Source organism: Streptomyces sp. ADI95-16, assembly GCF_003721495.1.
GTDB classification, from domain to species: domain Bacteria; phylum Actinomycetota; class Actinomycetes; order Streptomycetales; family Streptomycetaceae; genus Streptomyces; species Streptomyces goshikiensis.
The window spans coordinates 2064028-2080303 of sequence record NZ_CP033581.1 but is presented as its reverse complement, the minus strand read 5'-3'; the positions used below and the strand labels follow the sequence as shown (position 1 = coordinate 2080303).

General features: G+C 74.2%; 16 protein-coding genes. 11 read left to right on the top strand and 5 right to left on the bottom strand.

Going from position 1 to position 16276, the window contains the following annotated elements; genetic code table 11:
• Positions 1 to 31 precede the first annotated feature (31 nt).
• A complete protein-coding gene (locus EES41_RS08945) occupies positions 32 to 949 on the bottom strand; it encodes a DMT family transporter (protein ID WP_123077084.1) in 918 nt (305 codons plus the stop codon).
• Between EES41_RS08945 and EES41_RS08940 the strand changes: the two genes are divergently transcribed.
• Positions 948 to 2405 carry a PLP-dependent aminotransferase family protein gene (locus tag EES41_RS08940; protein WP_123077082.1) on the top strand — a complete coding sequence of 486 codons (1458 nt, stop codon included), beginning with the start codon at positions 948 to 950 and terminating at the stop codon, positions 2403 to 2405. The genes EES41_RS08945 and EES41_RS08940 overlap by 2 nt on opposite strands.
• 31 nt (positions 2406 to 2436) lie before the next feature.
• On the top strand, positions 2437 to 3012 hold the full coding sequence (locus tag EES41_RS08935; protein ID WP_037799421.1) for a histidine phosphatase family protein: 576 nt from the start codon (positions 2437 to 2439) through the stop codon (positions 3010 to 3012).
• Between the two features lie 13 nt (positions 3013 to 3025).
• Here EES41_RS08935 and EES41_RS08930 read toward each other — a convergent pair whose 3' ends face one another.
• On the bottom strand, positions 3026 to 3481 hold the full coding sequence (locus tag EES41_RS08930; RefSeq protein ID WP_123077080.1) for an SRPBCC family protein: 456 nt from the start codon (positions 3479 to 3481) through the stop codon (positions 3026 to 3028).
• Between the two features lie 176 nt (positions 3482 to 3657).
• On the opposite strand from EES41_RS08930, the gene argC reads away from it, so the two are divergent.
• The 6 genes from argC to EES41_RS08900 all read left to right on the top strand — a co-directional run bounded on the left by argC (position 3658) and on the right by EES41_RS08900 (position 9591).
• Positions 3658 to 4686 carry an N-acetyl-gamma-glutamyl-phosphate reductase gene (argC, locus tag EES41_RS08925; RefSeq protein ID WP_123077078.1) on the top strand — a complete coding sequence of 343 codons (1029 nt, stop codon included), beginning with the start codon at positions 3658 to 3660 and terminating at the stop codon, positions 4684 to 4686.
• Between the two features lie 91 nt (positions 4687 to 4777).
• Positions 4778 to 5935: a bifunctional glutamate N-acetyltransferase/amino-acid acetyltransferase ArgJ gene (gene argJ, locus EES41_RS08920; protein ID WP_123077076.1), complete on the top strand. Its 1158-nt coding sequence runs from the start codon at positions 4778 to 4780 to the stop codon at positions 5933 to 5935.
• Positions 5932 to 6909 carry an acetylglutamate kinase gene (gene argB, locus EES41_RS08915; protein WP_254211385.1) on the top strand — a complete coding sequence of 326 codons (978 nt, stop codon included), beginning with the start codon at positions 5932 to 5934 and terminating at the stop codon, positions 6907 to 6909. Before argJ ends, argB begins: the two co-directional genes overlap by 4 nt.
• Complete coding sequence (locus tag EES41_RS08910; protein WP_123077074.1) at positions 6906 to 8129, top strand: acetylornithine transaminase; 1224 nt, start codon at positions 6906 to 6908, stop codon at positions 8127 to 8129. Before argB ends, EES41_RS08910 begins: the two co-directional genes overlap by 4 nt.
• Positions 8130 to 8136: 7 nt before the next feature.
• Positions 8137 to 8673, top strand: a complete 537-nt coding sequence (locus EES41_RS08905) for an arginine repressor (protein WP_008743345.1) — start codon at positions 8137 to 8139, stop codon at positions 8671 to 8673.
• A 102-nt stretch (positions 8674 to 8775) separates the two neighbouring features.
• Positions 8776 to 9591 carry a hypothetical protein gene (locus EES41_RS08900; RefSeq protein WP_123077073.1) on the top strand — a complete coding sequence of 272 codons (816 nt, stop codon included), beginning with the start codon at positions 8776 to 8778 and terminating at the stop codon, positions 9589 to 9591.
• Here the strand turns inward: EES41_RS08900 and EES41_RS08895 are convergent.
• Both EES41_RS08895 and EES41_RS08890 read right to left on the bottom strand, forming a co-directional pair.
• A complete protein-coding gene (locus EES41_RS08895; protein WP_254211742.1) occupies positions 9578 to 10237 on the bottom strand; it encodes a L,D-transpeptidase in 660 nt (219 codons plus the stop codon). The two genes, EES41_RS08900 and EES41_RS08895, sit on opposite strands and share 14 nt — an antisense overlap.
• 95 nt (positions 10238 to 10332) lie before the next feature.
• On the bottom strand, positions 10333 to 11697 hold the full coding sequence (locus tag EES41_RS08890) for a hypothetical protein (RefSeq protein WP_123077071.1): 1365 nt from the start codon (positions 11695 to 11697) through the stop codon (positions 10333 to 10335).
• Between the two features lie 169 nt (positions 11698 to 11866).
• Here EES41_RS08890 and EES41_RS08885 point away from each other — a divergent pair, with 169 nt between their 5' ends.
• The 3 genes from EES41_RS08885 (at position 11867) to bla (ending at position 15650) form a co-directional block, all read left to right on the top strand.
• Positions 11867 to 13060 carry an argininosuccinate synthase gene (locus tag EES41_RS08885; protein WP_037797237.1) on the top strand — a complete coding sequence of 398 codons (1194 nt, stop codon included), beginning with the start codon at positions 11867 to 11869 and terminating at the stop codon, positions 13058 to 13060.
• A gap of 105 nt (positions 13061 to 13165) precedes the next feature.
• Positions 13166 to 14596 (top strand): argininosuccinate lyase, encoded by a 1431-nt coding sequence (argH, locus tag EES41_RS08880; protein WP_123077069.1) that lies wholly within the window; start codon positions 13166 to 13168, stop codon positions 14594 to 14596.
• A 76-nt stretch (positions 14597 to 14672) separates the two neighbouring features.
• A complete protein-coding gene (bla, locus tag EES41_RS08875; RefSeq protein WP_254211741.1) occupies positions 14673 to 15650 on the top strand; it encodes a class A beta-lactamase in 978 nt (325 codons plus the stop codon).
• A gap of 67 nt (positions 15651 to 15717) precedes the next feature.
• On the opposite strand, the gene EES41_RS08870 is transcribed toward bla, so the two are convergent.
• Positions 15718 to 16233 (bottom strand): HAD domain-containing protein, encoded by a 516-nt coding sequence (locus EES41_RS08870; protein ID WP_123077065.1) that lies wholly within the window; start codon positions 16231 to 16233, stop codon positions 15718 to 15720.
• Positions 16234 to 16276: the final 43 nt, after the last annotated feature.

Sequence of the window (16276 nt, the reverse complement as noted above, 5' to 3'; positions counted from 1 at the left end):
TCCGGTGTTAGCAGTTTAGGGCGGATCGAGGCTATTTGACCCGCTGGGTGACGGCGATGCAGACCAGTACCGCGCAGGCGGCCAGCGGTGCCGCGGGCGACAGCCGCTCGCCCAGCAGCGCCACCGACCACACCAGGGTCAGCAGCGGCTGGGCGAGCTGGAGCTGGCTCGCCCGGGCCGGGCCGATCTCGGCCATCCCGCGGTACCAGACGTACAGACCGAGGAAGGTGGAACCGACCGCCGCCCAGACCAGCCCGGCCAGCCCGTGACCGGTCAGGTGGACCGGCTCGTACGCGAGCCCGAGCGCGGAACCGGCCGCGCTGAGCGGCAGGCACAGCACCAGCGCCCAGCCGATCACCTGCCAGCCGGGCAGGTGGCGGGCCAGGCGCCCGCCCTCGGTGTATCCGGCCGCGCACACCAGCAGGGCCGCGAAGAGGAAGCCGTCGCCGGCGGATACGCCGCCGCCGCTCTGGGCGAGGGTGAAGCCGAGCACGATCACGGCTCCGGCGACGGCCGCCGCCCAGAACCGGCGCGGCGGCCGCACCCCGGTGCGCAGCGCCGCCAGGGCGGCCGTGGTCAGCGGCAGCAGGCCGACCACCACGGCGGCGTGCGAGGTGGTCGAGGTCCGCAGGGCGAGGGTGGTGAGCAGCGGGAAGCCGACGACCACCCCGCCGGCGACGACGGCCAGCCCCGCCCAGTGCTCCCGGCCGGGCAGCGGTACCCGCCCGGCCAGCAGGAACCCGCCCGCGATGAGCGCGGCGAGCACGCTGCGCAGGGAGACCAGGGACCAGGGGCCGAAGCTCTCCAGGCCCCAGGCGGTGGCGGGGAAGGTCAGGGAGAAGGCGACGACGCCGAGCGTGGCGAGGGCGGTTCCGGAGTTCCAGCGACTGCCCGCCCGGCCGTGAACCGCTATCGGGCTGAGACGAGTAGCGCTATTCTGTGCTGTCATGTACGAGCGTAGCAGTGTCGCGGAACTGGCAGAATCCCTGCGGTCGGAACTCAACCGCTACTCGGTAGGTGGAAAGCTGCCGTCCAGCCGGGCTCTCGTGGACCGCTACCGGGTCAGCCCGGTCACCGTCTCCCGGGCCCTGGCCCAGCTCGCCGCGGAGGGGCTGGTGATCACCCGGCCCGGCGCCGGCGTGTACCGGGCCCAGCCCCGTACGGAGACCGGCGCGCCCGGGGACACCTCCTGGCAGGAGGTCGCCCTGAGCGCGGAGGGCGCGGGCGAGGTGGTGCCCCGCTCCGTGGACGCCTCCGGGGTGCTGGTCTGCCTGACCGAACCCCCGGCCGGGGTGATCGGCCTCAACAGCGGCTACCTGCACCCCTCCATCCAGCCGGAGCGGGCGATGGCCGCCGCGCTGGCCCGGGCCGGGCGCCGCCCCGGCGCCTGGGGGCGGCCGCCCATGGAGGGGCTGGCGGAGCTGCGCGACTGGTTCGCCCGGGAGATCGGCGGCGCCGTCGCGGCCGCCGACGTCCTGGTCACCGCGGGCGGGCAGAGCGCGCTGACCACCGCGCTGCGGGCGCTGGCCCCGCCCGGGGCGCCGGTCCTGGTGGAGTCCCCGACCTACCCCGGGCTGCTCGCCATCGCCCGTGCCTCCGGCTGCCGGCCCGTGCCCGTACCGGTCGACGCCGACGGGGTCCGGCCGGAGCTGCTGGCGGCCGCCTTCGAGGCGACCGGCGCGCGGGTGTTCGTATGCCAACCGCTGTTCCAGAACCCGACGGGCGCGGTGCTGTCCGCCGGGCGGCGGGGCGAGGTGCTGCGGATCGCGCGCGCCGCAGGGGCGTTCGTGGTCGAGGACGACTACGCCCGGGCCCTGGCCCACGAGGACGCCGGGCCGCTGCCCGCGACCCTGGCGGCCGAGGACCGCGACGGGGTCGTCGTGCACGTCCGCTCGCTGACCAAGGCCACCTCGCCCAGCCTGCGGGTGGGCGCGCTGGCCGCCCGGGGCCCGGTGCTGGAGCGGCTGCGCGCGATCCAGGTCGTGGACAGCTTCTTCGTACCCCGGCCGCTCCAGGAGGCCGCGCTCGAACTGGTCGGCGCGCCCGCCTGGCCCCGTCATCTGCGGGCCGTCGCCGCCGAGTTGCGCCACCGCCGGGACGTGCTCGCGGATGCGCTGCGGCGGCAGCTGCCCGGGGTGGAGCTGTCGCACCGGCCGACCGGCGGCTACCAGCTGTGGACCCGGCTCGGCGAGGGCGGCGACGACGCGGCCTTCGCGGCGGCGGCCCTGCGCGCCGGGGTCGCGGTCGCGCCCGGGCGGCCGTACTTCTGCGCGGAACCTCCGGGTCCGTACGTACGGCTCAGCTTCTCCGGCGTGTCGGGCGCGGCGGAGCTGGCCGAGGCCGTACAGCGGCTCCGGGGCGCGGCGGAGCCGCTGCCGGGCGGCGGGGCGGGTCCGCACGCTTGACCCCGGGCCGCCGGCGGCCCACCATCACCGCATGCACGTTCGGGTCTCGCTCGTCGCGGCAGCGCGTGGTACCCCGCTGCTCGCCGAGCGCTTCGACGACGACCGCCCGCTGGACGGGGCCGGCTGGCGCGCGGTGGAATCCGCCGCGCGGGGCCTCGTACCGCTGGGCGCCGCCGAGCTCCGCTACTGCTCGCCGACCCCGCGCAGCCGGGCCACCGGGCAGGCCCTCGGATACGCCCCGCTCGCCCAGCCGGCGCTGCGCGACTGCGACATGGGGCGCTGGCGGGGGCTGACCCTGGGTGAGGTGGCCGCCCGCGAACCCGGGGCGGTGGAGCTGTGGCTGAGCGACCCGCTGGCCGCCCCGCACGGCGGGGAGTCCCTGCTGGCCTTCATCTCCCGGATCGGCGGCTGGCTCGACACCCGGCCCGCGGACGACGGCGGGGCCATCGTGGCGGTGGCCGAGCCGGCGGTGGTCCGGGCGGCCCTGGTCTACGCGCTGGGGGCGCCCCCGCTGACGTACTGGAACGTGGACGTCCGCCCCCTGTCCACGATCACCCTGACGGGCTGGTCCGGCCGCTGGCACCTGTCCTTGCAGGCGCCCGCCTGAGGTGCGAAGGGCCTCACCCGGCCCGGGAGTTCCCGGCGTGCTCGCGCACCGCGATCCGGGCCAGCTTCGTCAGCATCATGCCGTTGCGGACGGCGACGACGTAGTCCACGGGCAGCCCGTGCATCCGGGTGCCGGGGCCCCGCAGGGGGTGCCAGTCGAGGGTGAAGAGGGTGCTTCCGCCCCAGGGGTCCAGCCGCATGGCGATGCGCGCCGCGCCGAACGGCTCGGCCTTCGCCTCCAGCTCCAGGCGCCGCTCCGGTTCGCAGACGCGGACCACGCACGTGTCGTCCAGGGTCAGCGGCCCGGCCCCGACCCGGACCTTCAGCCGGGCACCCACGGCCGGCCAGTGCGGGTCGGCGGCGAGGACCTGCCGGGTCCCCGTGACCCACTCCCCGTACCGCCGGCCGTCGGCCAGCAACCGCCACACCTCGGCAGGCGGGCTCAGGATCAGCCGACGGTTCCGTGCCACGCGGATCACACTCCTTCACAGGGCGGGCCGGCCCCCGGCGCCCCGGCGCCGGACCGCCCCAGCCTCCCGCCGCCCACCCGCCCGCGCAGTCCGGCAGGCCCAAACGGACCCCTCGGGAGCGCGTTGCATAAACGTGCGTAGGTACGTATAGTCATGCCATCGACGAGGAGGGTCCGATGGTGGTTCGTGCAGCGGTGGCCGGGGCGAGCGGGTACGCGGGCGGTGAGGTACTGCGCCTGCTGCTCTCGCACCCCGAGGTGGAGATCGGCGCGCTGACCGCGAACTCCAACGCCGGGCAGCCCCTCGGCCCGCTGCAGCCGCACCTCGTCCCGCTCGCCGGCCGCACCCTGGAGGCGACCACCCCCGAGGTGCTCTCGGGACATGATGTCGTGTTCCTCGCCCTGCCGCACGGCCAGTCCGCCGCCGTCGCCGCCCAGCTCGGCGACGAGGTCCTCGTGGTCGACATGGGCGCCGACCACCGCCTCAAGGACTCCGCCGACTGGGACAGGTTCTACGGCGCCCCGCACGCCGGGACCTGGCCCTACGGCCTGCCCGAGCTCCCGGGCGCCCGCGCCGCGCTGGCCGGGTCGAAGCGGATCGCCGTCCCCGGCTGCTATCCCACCGCCGTCTCGCTCGCCCTCTTCCCGGCGTACGGGGCGCGGCTCGCCGAGCCCGAGGCCGTGATCGTCGCCGCCTCCGGCACCTCCGGCGCGGGCAAGGCGCCCAAAGCGAACCTGCTGGGCTCCGAGGTGATGGGCTCCATGACCCCGTACGGCGTCGGCGGCGGCCACCGCCACATCCCGGAGATGATCCAGAACCTGAGCCCGCTGGCGGGACAGCGCGTCAGCGTGTCGTTCACCCCGACCCTCGCGCCGATGCCCCGCGGCATCCTCGCCACCTGCTCCGCCAAGGCCCTCCCGGGCACCACGGCCGAATCGGTGCGCGCCGCGTACGAGAAGGCGTACGCCGACGAGCCCTTCGTCCACCTGCTCCCCGAGGGCCAGTGGCCCGCCACGGCGTCGGTCTACGGTTCCAACGCCGTTCAGATCCAGGTCGCCTACGACGAGGCCGCCCAGCGCATCATCGCCATCAGCGCCATCGACAACCTCACCAAGGGCACCGCCGGCGGCGCCGTCCAGAGCATGAACATCGCCCTGGGGCTCCACGAGGGCCTGGGCCTTTCGACGATCGGAGTCGCTCCATGAGCGACGCAGGCGCAGCCACCGGGCTGCGGACAACGACGACGGCCGCGGGTGCGCGCTGCGCGGGCGGAGAAGCGAACGAGGAGGAGACGCAGTGAGTGTCACGGCAGCACAGGGGTTCACGGCGGCGGGCATCGCCGCCGGGATCAAGGCGAACGGCAACCCGGACCTGGCCCTCGTGGTCAACCACGGGCCGCGTCTGGCCGCCGCGGGCGTCTTCACCTCCAACCGCGTCAAGGCCGCGCCGGTCCACTGGTCCGAGCAGGTCCTGCGCGGCGGCATCGTCAGCGCGGTGGTCCTCAACTCCGGCGGTGCCAACGCCTGCACCGGCCCCAAGGGCTTCCAGGACACCCACGCCACCGCCGAGAAGGTCGCCGAGGCCCTCGGCGGCGAGCACAACGCCGGCGAGGTCGCCGTCGCCTCCACCGGCCTGATCGGTGTCCTGCTCCCCATGGACAAGCTGCTCCCCGGCATCGACACCGCGGTCGCCGCGCTCACCGCCGACGGCGGCGAGGACGCCGCCGTCGCCATCAAGACCACCGACACCGTGCACAAGACGGCCACGGTGTCCGCGGACGGCTGGACCGTCGGCGGCATGGCCAAGGGCGCGGGCATGCTCGCCCCCGGCCTGGCCACCATGCTGGTCGTCCTGACCACCGACGCCGACCTGGACAGCGCCACCCTCGACCGGGCGCTGCGCTCCGCCACCCGCACCACCTTCGACCGGGTCGACTCCGACGGCTGCATGTCCACCAACGACACGGTGCTGCTGCTCGCCTCCGGAGCCTCCGGCGAGGTCCCCGCGTACGAGGCCTTCGCGGAGGCCGTGCGCACGGTCTGCGACGACCTCGCCCGCCAGCTGATCGGCGACGCCGAGGGCGCCAGCAAGGACATCCGCATCGAGGTCATCGGCGCGGCCGACGAGGACGACGCGGTCGAGGTCGGCCGGTCCATCGCCCGGAACAACCTGCTCAAGTGCGCCATCCACGGCGAGGACCCGAACTGGGGCCGGGTGCTCTCCGCCATCGGCACGACCGGGGCCGCCTTCGACCCGGACCGTCTGAACGTCGCCATCAACGGCGTCTGGGTCTGCAAGAACGGTTCGGTGGGCGAGGACCGCGACCTGGTCTCGATGAAGGGCCGCGAGGTCCGCATCACCGCCGACCTGGCCACCGGCGGCGAGTCCGCCGTGATCTGGGCCAACGACCTGACCGCCGAGTACGTCCACGAGAACAGCGCGTACTCCTCATGAACGACCACAGCGACCACGGCGACCACGGCGATCACGGCGACCAGAGCGGCAAGGCCGGGCAGCCCGGCACCACCGCCCGCAAGCACACCGCGCTCCCCAAGGCGCAGATCCTCATCGAAGCCCTGCCCTGGCTCACCCGCCACAACGGCAAGGTCGTCGTCATCAAGTTCGGCGGCAACGCCATGATCGACGAGGACCTCAAGGCGGCCTTCGCCCAGGACGTGGTCTTCCTGCGCCAGGCCGGCCTCAAGCCGGTCGTCGTGCACGGCGGCGGCCCGCAGATCAACGCCCAGCTGGACAAGCAGGGCCTGGTCAGCGAGTTCAAGGCGGGCCTGCGGGTCACCACCCCGGAGGCGATGGACATCGTACGGATGGTCCTGGCGGGCCAGGTCCAGCGCGAGCTGGTCGGGCTGCTCAACCAGCACGGGCCGCTCGCCGTCGGCATGACCGGCGAGGATGCCCACACCATCACCGCCACCAAGCACACCCCGGAGATCGGCGGAGAGCGCGTCGACATCGGCCGGGTCGGCGAGATCACCGCCATCGACACCGGCGCGATCGAGGCGCTGCTGGCGGACGGCCGGATCCCGGTCATCTCCTCCATCGCGCGCAGCGCCGACGACCACCACGTGTACAACGTCAACGCCGACACGGCGGCCGCGGCGCTCGCCGCCGCCCTCGGCGCCGAGACGCTGATGGTCCTCACCGACGTCGAGGGCCTGTACGCGGACTGGCCGAACAGTGACGAGGTCATCAGCCGTCTCACCGTCAGCGAGCTGGAGAAGCTGCTGCCCGAGCTGTCCAGCGGCATGGCGCCCAAGATGGAGGGCTGCCTGCACGCCGTGCGCAACGGCGTGACGACCGCCCGCGTGATCGACGGCCGGGTCCAGCACTCGATCCTGCTGGAGATCTTCACGGACGAGGGAATCGGCACGATGGTCGTGCCCGACGCACTGGGAGGGGAACCCGCATGACCGGCAACCAGGAATTCGCCGCCCGCTGGCGGGGCGCCCTGACCAACAACTACGGCACGCCCGCGCTGGCCCTCGTACGCGGCGAAGGCGCCCAGGTCTGGGACGCCGACGGCCGGCAGTACACCGACTTCGTCGGCGGCATCGCGGTCAACGCCCTCGGCCACGCCCACCCGGCGATCGTCTCCGCCGTGACGCGGCAGATCACCACCCTCGGCCACGTCTCCAACCTGTACGCCTCCGAGCCCGTCCTCGCGCTCGGCGAGCGGCTGCTCCAGCTCTTCGGCCGCCCCGGCCGGGTCTTCTTCTGCAACTCGGGCGCCGAGGCCGTCGAGGCCGCCTTCAAGATCGGCCGGCTGACCGGGCGGAGCCACATGGTCGCCACCGACGGCGGCTTCCACGGCCGGACCATGGGCGCCCTGGCGCTCACCGGCCAGCCCGCGAAGCAGGGGCCGTTCCTGCCGCTGCCCGGCGACGTCACGCACGTCCCGTACGGAGACGTGGAGGCCCTGCGGGCCGCCGTCACCGAGGAGACGGCCCTCGTGGTCATCGAGCCGGTCCAGGGCGAGAACGGCGTCGTCGTACCGCCCGCCGGATACCTGACGGCCGCCCGCGAGATCACCCGGGCCACCGGCACCCTCCTCGTCCTCGACGAGGTGCAGACCGGCATCGGGCGCTGCGGCCAGTGGTTCGAGCACCAGGCCCACGAGGGCGTCGAGCCCGACCTCGTCACCCTCGCCAAGGGGCTCGGCGGCGGGCTGCCGATCGGCGCCGTCGCCGCCTTCGGGCCGGCCGCGGACCTGCTCCGGCCCGGCCAGCACGGCACCACCTTCGGCGGGAACCCGGTCGCCTGCGCCGCCGGCCTCGCCGTGATCGACACCATCGCCGCCGACGGGCTGCTCGACCAGGTCAAGGCGCGGGGCGAGCGGCTGCGCTCCGGAATCGAGGCCTCCGGGAGCGGGCTCGTCTCCCATGTCCGCGGTGCGGGCCTTCTGCTGGGTATCGTGCTGACCGAGCCCCTCGCACCTCAGGTGCAGCAGGCGGCTCAGGACGCCGGCTTCCTGGTCAACGCGCCCGCCCCCGACGTCGTACGGCTGATGCCCCCGTACGTCCTCACCGAGGCCGAGGCGGACGCGTTCGTCCGGGCGCTGCCCGGCATCCTGGAGGCGGCCAGGAGCGCTGCCGAGAACGCGGCCAACGGGGACGGAACAACCGGGGAATGAGACGACGATGAGTCAGGCGCAGGAACACGAGCAGAACGGCCCGTCCGTCCCGCAGACCCGCACCGCCCGCCACCGCCGGATCGTGGACATCCTCAACCGGCAGCCGGTCCGCTCCCAGAGCCAGCTGGCGAAACTGCTCGCCGACGACGGCCTGAGCGTCACCCAGGCGACGCTCAGCCGGGACCTCGACGAGCTGGGCGCGGTGAAGATCCGCAACACCGGCGGCGAGCTGATCTACGCGGTCCCCAGCGAGGGCGGGTTCCGCACGCCGCAGGCCCCGCTCGGCGAGTCGGCGAAGGAGGAGCGCATGCGGCGCCTCTCCGGTGAGCTGCTGATCTCGGCGGAGGCCTCCGCGAACCTCGTGGTCCTGCGCACCCCGCCCGGTGCGGCCCAGTTCCTCGCCTCGGCGATCGACCAGGCCGAACTCCGGGCGATCCTCGGCACCATCGCGGGCGACGACACCCTGATGCTGATCAGCCGCGACCCGGTCGGCGGCCAGGCCCTGGCCGACCACCTGCTGAGGCTGGCCCAGAAGGAGGGCTGAGCCGGCCCGGGCCCGTTTCCGGGCCAGTTTCCGGGTCCGGTCCCGCTCCGGGCGCGCCGATAAGCGGTGTACCCCGCCGGTGCCGCGTCCTACGCTCGGCATGTGCATGCCTACGCCCTCGCCGGTGTCGCCGTGCCCGTCACAGCGGCGTTGTACGGGCTGACCGGCGTGCTGCGGAGGCGCACCACGGCGCGGCAGCGGCGCGCCCTCGCCCGGTGGGCGGCCGTCCTGGCCGACCCGTACCAGGCGGCCATGGGCCGCTGGTGGCCGTACGACACGACTCAGGCGGCCGCCGCGCGCCTGGTCCTCGACGGGCTCGTCACCGTCAACCACCGCGGCAGCCTGAGCCCTTCCCCGGCCGCCTCGGACCCCGCCCGCGTCCCCGGCCATCCCGTGCCGGAGGCCCTGCTGGCCGCCCTGCTGCGCCGGACCGCCCCCGCGACCCTCGGCAGCGTCGAGGCACGGGACGCGGGATTCGCGGCGGCCCTCGCGGAGTTCCGGGCGGCCCGCCCGGCCCTCCTCAAGGTCCGCGAGCCCGGCCGCCCGGTCATGGCCGGGCTGTACCTGGTCATGGCCGAGATGCTCTTCTGCGCCTTCGGCCTGATGGCGCTGCGGCCCGCGGGCGATGCCGAGCGGACGGCCGCCTGGGCCGCCTGGACCGTGCTGATCGCCCAGGTGATCTGGTTCCCCGTCCACCACCGGGCCCGCGGGACCGGCTGGACGGCCGACGCCGACGTCGCGCGGGACGTGAGCCCGACCCACCCGGCGCTCGCCGCGCTGGACGCCGGCGATCCGGAGGCCCTGCGGCGGCTGGGCGTGAGCCGCAGGCGCACCCGGCGCGGCCGCAACCGGGGCCGCCCGCGCCGCCGGGCGTCCGCCGAGAGCGGCGAGAGTGGCGAGGCCCTCAGTAGCGGGTGACCGCCAGCGCCCCGGACTCCGTGCCGATCGCGATGTGCGGGCGGCGGCGCGGGTCGGCCCAGCGCAGGACGGCCCGCATGGCCGGCTCCGGCACGGACACGCACCCGGCCGTCGCCCCCTTGCCGTTGACGTGCAGGAAGATGCCCGCGCCCCGGCCCCGTACCGGGCGCTCGTAGTTGAAGGCGATCAGCAGGGCGTGCGCGTACTGCTTCTCGTACGTCACCAGGTGCTCGGCCTCGCCCGGGGCGCAGTCCGCCGGCAGCGGCTCCACCCAACGGTTGTAGCTGGCCGACGCGTTGTCCTGGCACCACCACGAACGGTCCGTCACCCGCCGGTAGCGGTAGTCCGTCCCGGCCGGCGCGGACCGGATCCCGAACGCGAACGGCAGCGCGTACAGCCCGGCCGGCGTGGTGTTCGTGCCCTGCGTGCGGGTCGCGCCCTCGGTGAGCCCGTTCGCACCGAAGCGGGCCTCGGCGGTGCCCGCCTTGTACCAGTGCCCCGCCCGCCGGTCCCACCAGGTCAGGCGCCCGGTCGTGGATCCGGGGGCGGGGGCGACGGCGGTGATGAGCTGACTTCCGCCGCCGGTGTCGGCGAGGCGCTCCGGCAGCGGGCCGCGGCCGTGGGGGAGCAGGGAGGTGACGATCAGTGAGCCGGTGACGAGAGCGGTACGCAGCACGCGTCAGACGGTACGGGGAGACCGGGCGCCGACGCGGGCAGGGCGCCGGGTTCCGGCCGGGAACGTCACCCGCCCGGTCCCAGCGCGAGCGCGCGCAGGGCCGGATCCGGGTCCCCGGCCAGCGCGCGGGAGGCCCGCAGCGCGGCCGCCCCGCCCCGGGCGCGCAGCAGCCGGAACGCGGCCCGGCGGGTGTGGGCGGGCCGGTCGGCACCGAGCCGGGCCTCCAGCGGGGCGGCGTCCAGCCGCACGGCCGAGGACAACAGGCACAGCGCGGCCTCGCGGGCCACCGACGCCGAGGGGTCGTCCAGCAGTGGGAGCAGCCGCTCGACGTCCACCGGCCCCTCCAGCAGGCGCAGCCCGGCCAGCGCCGCCGCCCGCACCGCCCCGGCGGGGTGGTCCAGGAGCGCGCGCAGCAGCGGCGCGTCCGCGCGCCCGGCGCACTCGGCGAAGCCGGTCACGGCGTACGGGAAGACCCGCTCCGGGTCCCGGACCAGCTCGCGGCAGAGCGCGTACGGATCGCCCCCGGCCTGTTTGACCGCCCAGCGCGCGCAGGCCCGTACGAGGGCCGAGCGGTCGGTGAGGTGCCGCGCGGCCTCCGCGGCCCGGCCGGCCCGGCGCAGGGCGGTGACCCCGCAGGCGCGGACCATCGGGACGTGTCCGCCGAGCAGGGTGTCGATCGCCTCGTCATCGGGCCCGCCGCCCGGCCCGTCGGCGGCCATCGCGGCCATCGCCGCCTCCGCCCACAGCCGGCTCGTCAGCGGATCGGACTCCACGGCGGCCCGCCGGGCGAGCTCCCGTACGCCGAACAGCCCGGAGTCGAGGGTGAGCCGGGCGGCGTACCGCCGGACCGGCAGGTCCCCGCTGCGCCGCAGCCAGGCCATGACGGTGTCGGGCACCTCCCCGGTCAGGGTGCGCGCGGGCCGCTCGGGGCGCCCCCAGCGCGCGGGGCGCGCCGGGCGGGCCCACGGGGCGAGGACTGGCTCCTGCGCGCGCAGCGCGGTGTCGAACAGCTCCAGCGCCCAGCCCCCCTGTTCGCGCCGGCCCAGCCGCAGGACGAGCGGCACGAGGGCGGTCAGGGTCCGCCCGGGGTCGGCGGCGAGCGCCCCGGCGAGGACCTGCCGGGCGAGGTCGCGCACCGCCGGGACCCAGTCGGCGCACCGGATCGCGACGAGCGGCAGCGGTGCCTTCGGATCCCGCAGCGCGGCCTCGCGGACGTGGCCGTCGGGGTCGCAGAGCCGGGTTTCGACCCGGGTGCCGGGCGGGGGCGGGTACGAGCGGGAGTGGACGCGCCGGACCTCCTCGTCGAAGGCCGTCCAGGCCCCCGGCAGGTCGGGCGGGCGGACCCCGCCGAAGCCGGCGCGCGCGCCGCTCAGCAGCGCCCGCGCCGCGGCGCGCCCGCTTTCCGTCTCCGAACGCACCGCGGCGCCCATGTGCCCTCCCCGTGTCCTCAGGTCTGCGGTGGCCGAGCCTAGGCGGCCGCGGGGGAGGCCCGCCTCTCATATTCGGCCTGGTCAAGGCGGTGGCGGGGCGTCGATTGACGAAACATACGGAGTAGTGCATAGTTATGCCTGTCGTTGAATGCACCGTAAGGAGAAACCCGTGACCGAGCGCGTCGTACTCGCCTACTCGGGCGGCCTGGACACCTCCGTCGCCATCGGCTGGATCGCCGAGGAGACGGGCGCCGAGGTCATCGCCGTCGCCGTGGACGTCGGCCAGGGCGGCGAGGACCTGGACGTCATCCGCAAGCGCGCGCTCGCCTGCGGTGCCGTCGAGGCCGAGGTCGCGGACGCCAAGGACGAATTCGCCAACGAGTACTGCCTCCCGGCGATCAAGGCGAACGCCCTCTACATGGACCGCTACCCGCTGGTCTCGGCCCTGTCGCGGCCGACCATCGTCAAGCACCTGGTCGCCGCCGCCAACAAGCACGGCGCCTCGATCGTGGCCCACGGCTGCACCGGCAAGGGCAACGACCAGGTCCGCTTCGAGGCCGGCATCGCCGCCCTCGGCCCCGACCTCAAGTGCATCGCCCCGGTCCGCGACTACGCGATGACCCGCGACAAGGCGATCGCCTTCTGCGAGGCGAAGAACCTCCCGATCGCGACCACCAAGAAGTCCCCGTACTCCATCGACCAGAACGTCTTCGGGCGCGCCGTCGAGACGGGCTTCCTGGAGGACATCTGGAACGCGCCGATCGAGGACATCTACGAGTACACCTCCAACCCCGCCGAGGCGCGCGAGGCCGACGAGGTCGTCATCTCCTTCAAGGAGGGCGTCCCGGTCGCCATCGACGGCAAGCCCGTCACCGTGCTCCAGGCGATCCAGCAGCTCAACGAGCGGGCCGGCGCCCAGGGCATCGGCCGGATCGACATGGTCGAGGACCGCCTCGTCGGCATCAAGTCCCGCGAGGTGTACGAGGCTCCGGGCGCGATCGCGCTGATCACCGCCCACCAGGAGCTGGAGAACGTCACCGTCGAGCGCGAGCTGGCCCGCTACAAGCGGCAGGTCGAGCAGCGCTGGGGCGAGATGGTCTACGACGGCCTGTGGTTCTCCCCGCTCAAGCGCGCCCTGGACGGCTTCATCAACGAGGCCAACCAGCACGTCACCGGTGACATCCGGATGACCCTGCACGGCGGCCGCGCCGTCGTCACCGGCCGGAAGTCGGACGAGTCGCTCTACGACTTCAACCTCGCGACCTACGACTCGGGCGACACCTTCGACCAGTCCAAGGCCCAGGGCTTCATCGAGATCTTCGGCCTCTCCTCGAAGATCGCGGCCCGGCGCGACCTCGCCTGACCCACCAGCAGTACGTGACCGCCTCCCCGTTTCCTCCGCGGCGGGGAGGCTGTTTCACATCCAGAAGCAGCCGTACAGGCCATGCAGTCTTGAGGAGCAGTAGCTGTGAGCAGCAACAACGGTGGTGACGTCCGGCTCTGGGGCGGCCGGTTCGCCGACGGCCCTTCGGAGGCGCTGGCCCTGCTGTCGGCGTCCGTCCACTTCGACTGGCGTCTCGCGCCCTACGACATCGCCGGCTCCCGCGCCCACGCCCGGGTGCTCGCGAAGGCGGGCCTGCTCACGGCCGACGAGCTCGACCGCATGATCGCGGGCCTGGACCGGCTCGAAGCCGACGTCGCCGACGGCTCCTTCACCGGCACCATCGCCGACGAGGACGTGCACACGGCCCTGGAGCGCGGCCTGCTGGAGCGGCTCGGCGCCGACCTCGGCGGCAAGCTGCGCGCCGGCCGGTCCCGCAACGACCAGGTCGCCACCCTCTTCCGGATGTACCTGCGCGACCACGCCCGGATCATCGGCGGCCTGATCGCCGACCTCCAGGACGCGCTGGTCCACCTCGCCGACACCCACGCCGACGTGGCCATGCCGGGCCGGACCCACCTCCAGCACGCGCAGCCGGTGCTCTTCGCCCACCACGTACTGGCCCACGTACAGGCCCTGTCCCGGGACGCGGAGCGGCTGCGGCAGTGGGACACCCGGACCGCGGTCTCCCCGTACGGCTCGGGGGCGCTGGCCGGTTCCTCGCTCGGGCTGGACCCGGAGGCGGTCGCGGCCGACCTGGGCTTCGAGCGCGGCTCGGTCGGCAACTCGATCGACGGCACGGCCTCCCGTGACTTCGTCGCCGAGTTCGCCTTCATCACCGCGATGATCGGGATCAACCTGTCCCGGATCGCGGAGGAGATCATCATCTGGAACACGAAGGAGTTCTCCTTCGTGACGCTGCACGACGCCTTCTCGACCGGGTCGTCGATCATGCCGCAGAAGAAGAACCCGGACATCGCGGAGCTGGCGCGCGGCAAGTCGGGCCGCCTCATCGGCAACCTGACGGGCCTGCTGGCCACGCTGAAGGCGCTGCCGCTGGCCTACAACCGGGACCTCCAGGAGGACAAGGAGCCGGTCTTCGACTCCTGCGACACCCTCGAAGTCCTGCTCCCGGCCTTCACCGGCATGATGGCCACCCTCACGGTCAACCGGGCGCGGATGGAGGAGCTGGCTCCGGCGGGCTTCTCCCTCGCCACCGACATCGCCGAGTGGCTGGTCAAGCAGGGCGTGCCGTTCCGCGTCGCGCACGAGGTGGCCGGCGAGTGCGTCAAGGAGTGCGAGGCCCTCGGCATCGAGCTCGACGAGCTGACCGACGAGCAGTTCGCGAAGATCTCCGCGCACCTGACGCCGGAGGTCCGCAGCGTCCTCAACGTGCCCGGCGCGCTGGCCTCCCGCAAGGGCCGCGGCGGCACCGCCCCCTCCGCGGTCGCGCTCCAGCTCACCGAGCTGAAGGCCGACCTGGTGATCCAGCACGCCTGGGCCACGCACAAGCAGTAGCACCGCTCCGGCTCCTCTTCGTTCGCGTCCGAAGGGAACCATGCGTCCCGTGATGGGCGTGTTGTCTCGTGTCGTGATCACGAACGAGGAGGAGCAGGCAGTGGAATCCGCAGGAGCACATCCCTCCCGCCGCACGTTGCTGACCCTGGGCGCGGGCGCCGCGCTGGCCGTCGGCCTGACCGCTGTCCCGGCGGGCGGCGCGTACGCGGCCGGGCCCGCGGCCGCGCCGCCGACCGAGTCGCTGACCGGACCGCTGGCCGGGGCGCTCGGGGAGCTGGAGCGGGAGCACTCCGCCCGGCTGGGCGTCTTCGCCCGGAACACCGCCACGGGCCGTACGGTCGCCTACCGCGCGGACGAGCGCTTCCCGATGTGCTCGGTGTTCAAGACCCTGGCGGCCGCGGCCGTACTGCGGGACCTCGACCGGGACGGGGAGTTCCTCGCCCGGCGCATCCGGTACACCGCGGAGGAAGCCGAGAAGTCGGGCTACGCCGTGGTCACCGGGAGGCCCGAGAACGTCGCGGGCGGCATGACGGTCGAGGCGCTGTGCGCCGCCGCCGTCAGCGAGAGCGACAACATGGCGGCGAACCTGCTGCTGCGCGAGCTGGGCGGCCCGCGGGCGATCACCCGCTTCAGCCGTTCCCTCGGGGACCGGATCACCGGGCTGGAGCGGTGGGAGCCCGAGCTGAACTCGGCGGAGCCCTGGCGCACCAACGACACCACCAGCCCCCGCGCCATCGGGACGTCCTACGGGCACCTCCTGCTCGGCGAGGCCCTCAACCCCCGGGACCGCGAGCGGCTGACCGGGTGGCTGCTCGCGAACACCACCAACGGCGAGCGCTTCCGCGCGGGGCTCGGGCCCGACTGGATCCTCGCGGACAAGACCGGCGGCGGCAACGAGTACGGCGTGACCAACGACGTCGGCGTCGTCCGGGCCCCCGACGGACCGCCGATCGTGATGGCCGTGCTCTCCACCAAGCCCGGATCCCCCGAGGGCCCCCGGGACAACCCCCTGGTCGCGAAGACCGCGGCCCTCCTGGCGCAGACCCTCACCTAGGGCTTGTCTTTCGGATCGGGCCCGGGCGCCGGCGGGACCTCCCGCCGGCGGCCGGCCCGGCCCGCCGCTACGCCGCCCACGCGGCCAGCGCGTCGAAGTCCGCCCGGAGCAGCCCGATCCGCTCGTCGACGCGCAGCAGCAGCGCCCGCGCCGGGTGGCGCTGGTCGACGTACTCGCGGTCCAGGGCCGTGATGTCGTCGTCGATCCAGGCGAACGGGCGCCCGCCCGCGTACTCCAGCACGTACTGCGTCTTCCAGAAGGTGCCGCGCGGCGCCCGGCCGTGCATCTGCGGCCAGTCGATGAAGGGGAGCCTGGGCAGCCCGAGCGGCGGGGCTATCCAGTCGTTGGCCTCGTCCTTCCAGGTGGTGGCCCAGACCAGTTCGTACGCGTCCGCCAGCGCGAGCAGCTCCGCTCCGTGGTCCGGGTTCAGCCAGACCCGCAGCGGCTTCGCGCTCTCGGCCCCCGTCCAGCCCGTGGGCCGCATCCGGTGGGTGGTGTAGCCCTCGGGACGCCGCTGCGGCTTGGCCGCGTACGGGTTCAGCGGGCCGTCGACATCGATCAGCAGCAGGGGTTTGCGGTTCATCACGGAAGGATTCCTTTCGCCGCCCAGGGGGGCAGCTCATTTA

Excerpts from the sequence above, each read along its gene's own strand:
- EES41_RS08940 (WP_123077082.1), top strand. The coding sequence starts at position 948 with ATGTACGAGCGTAGCAGTGTCGCGGAACTGGCAGAATCCCTGCGGTCG.
- EES41_RS08945 (WP_123077084.1), bottom strand. The coding sequence starts at position 949 with ATGACAGCACAGAATAGCGCTACTCGTCTCAGCCCGATAGCGGTTCAC.
- EES41_RS08935 (WP_037799421.1), top strand. The coding sequence starts at position 2,437 with ATGCACGTTCGGGTCTCGCTCGTCGCGGCAGCGCGTGGTACCCCGCTG.
- argC (WP_123077078.1), top strand. The coding sequence starts at position 3,658 with ATGGTGGTTCGTGCAGCGGTGGCCGGGGCGAGCGGGTACGCGGGCGGT.
- argB (WP_254211385.1), top strand. The coding sequence starts at position 5,932 with ATGAACGACCACAGCGACCACGGCGACCACGGCGATCACGGCGACCAG.
- EES41_RS08910 (WP_123077074.1), top strand. The coding sequence starts at position 6,906 with ATGACCGGCAACCAGGAATTCGCCGCCCGCTGGCGGGGCGCCCTGACC.
- EES41_RS08905 (WP_008743345.1), top strand. The coding sequence starts at position 8,137 with ATGAGTCAGGCGCAGGAACACGAGCAGAACGGCCCGTCCGTCCCGCAG.
- EES41_RS08890 (WP_123077071.1), bottom strand. The coding sequence starts at position 11,697 with ATGGGCGCCGCGGTGCGTTCGGAGACGGAAAGCGGGCGCGCCGCGGCG.
- EES41_RS08870 (WP_123077065.1), bottom strand. The coding sequence starts at position 16,233 with ATGAACCGCAAACCCCTGCTGCTGATCGATGTCGACGGCCCGCTGAAC.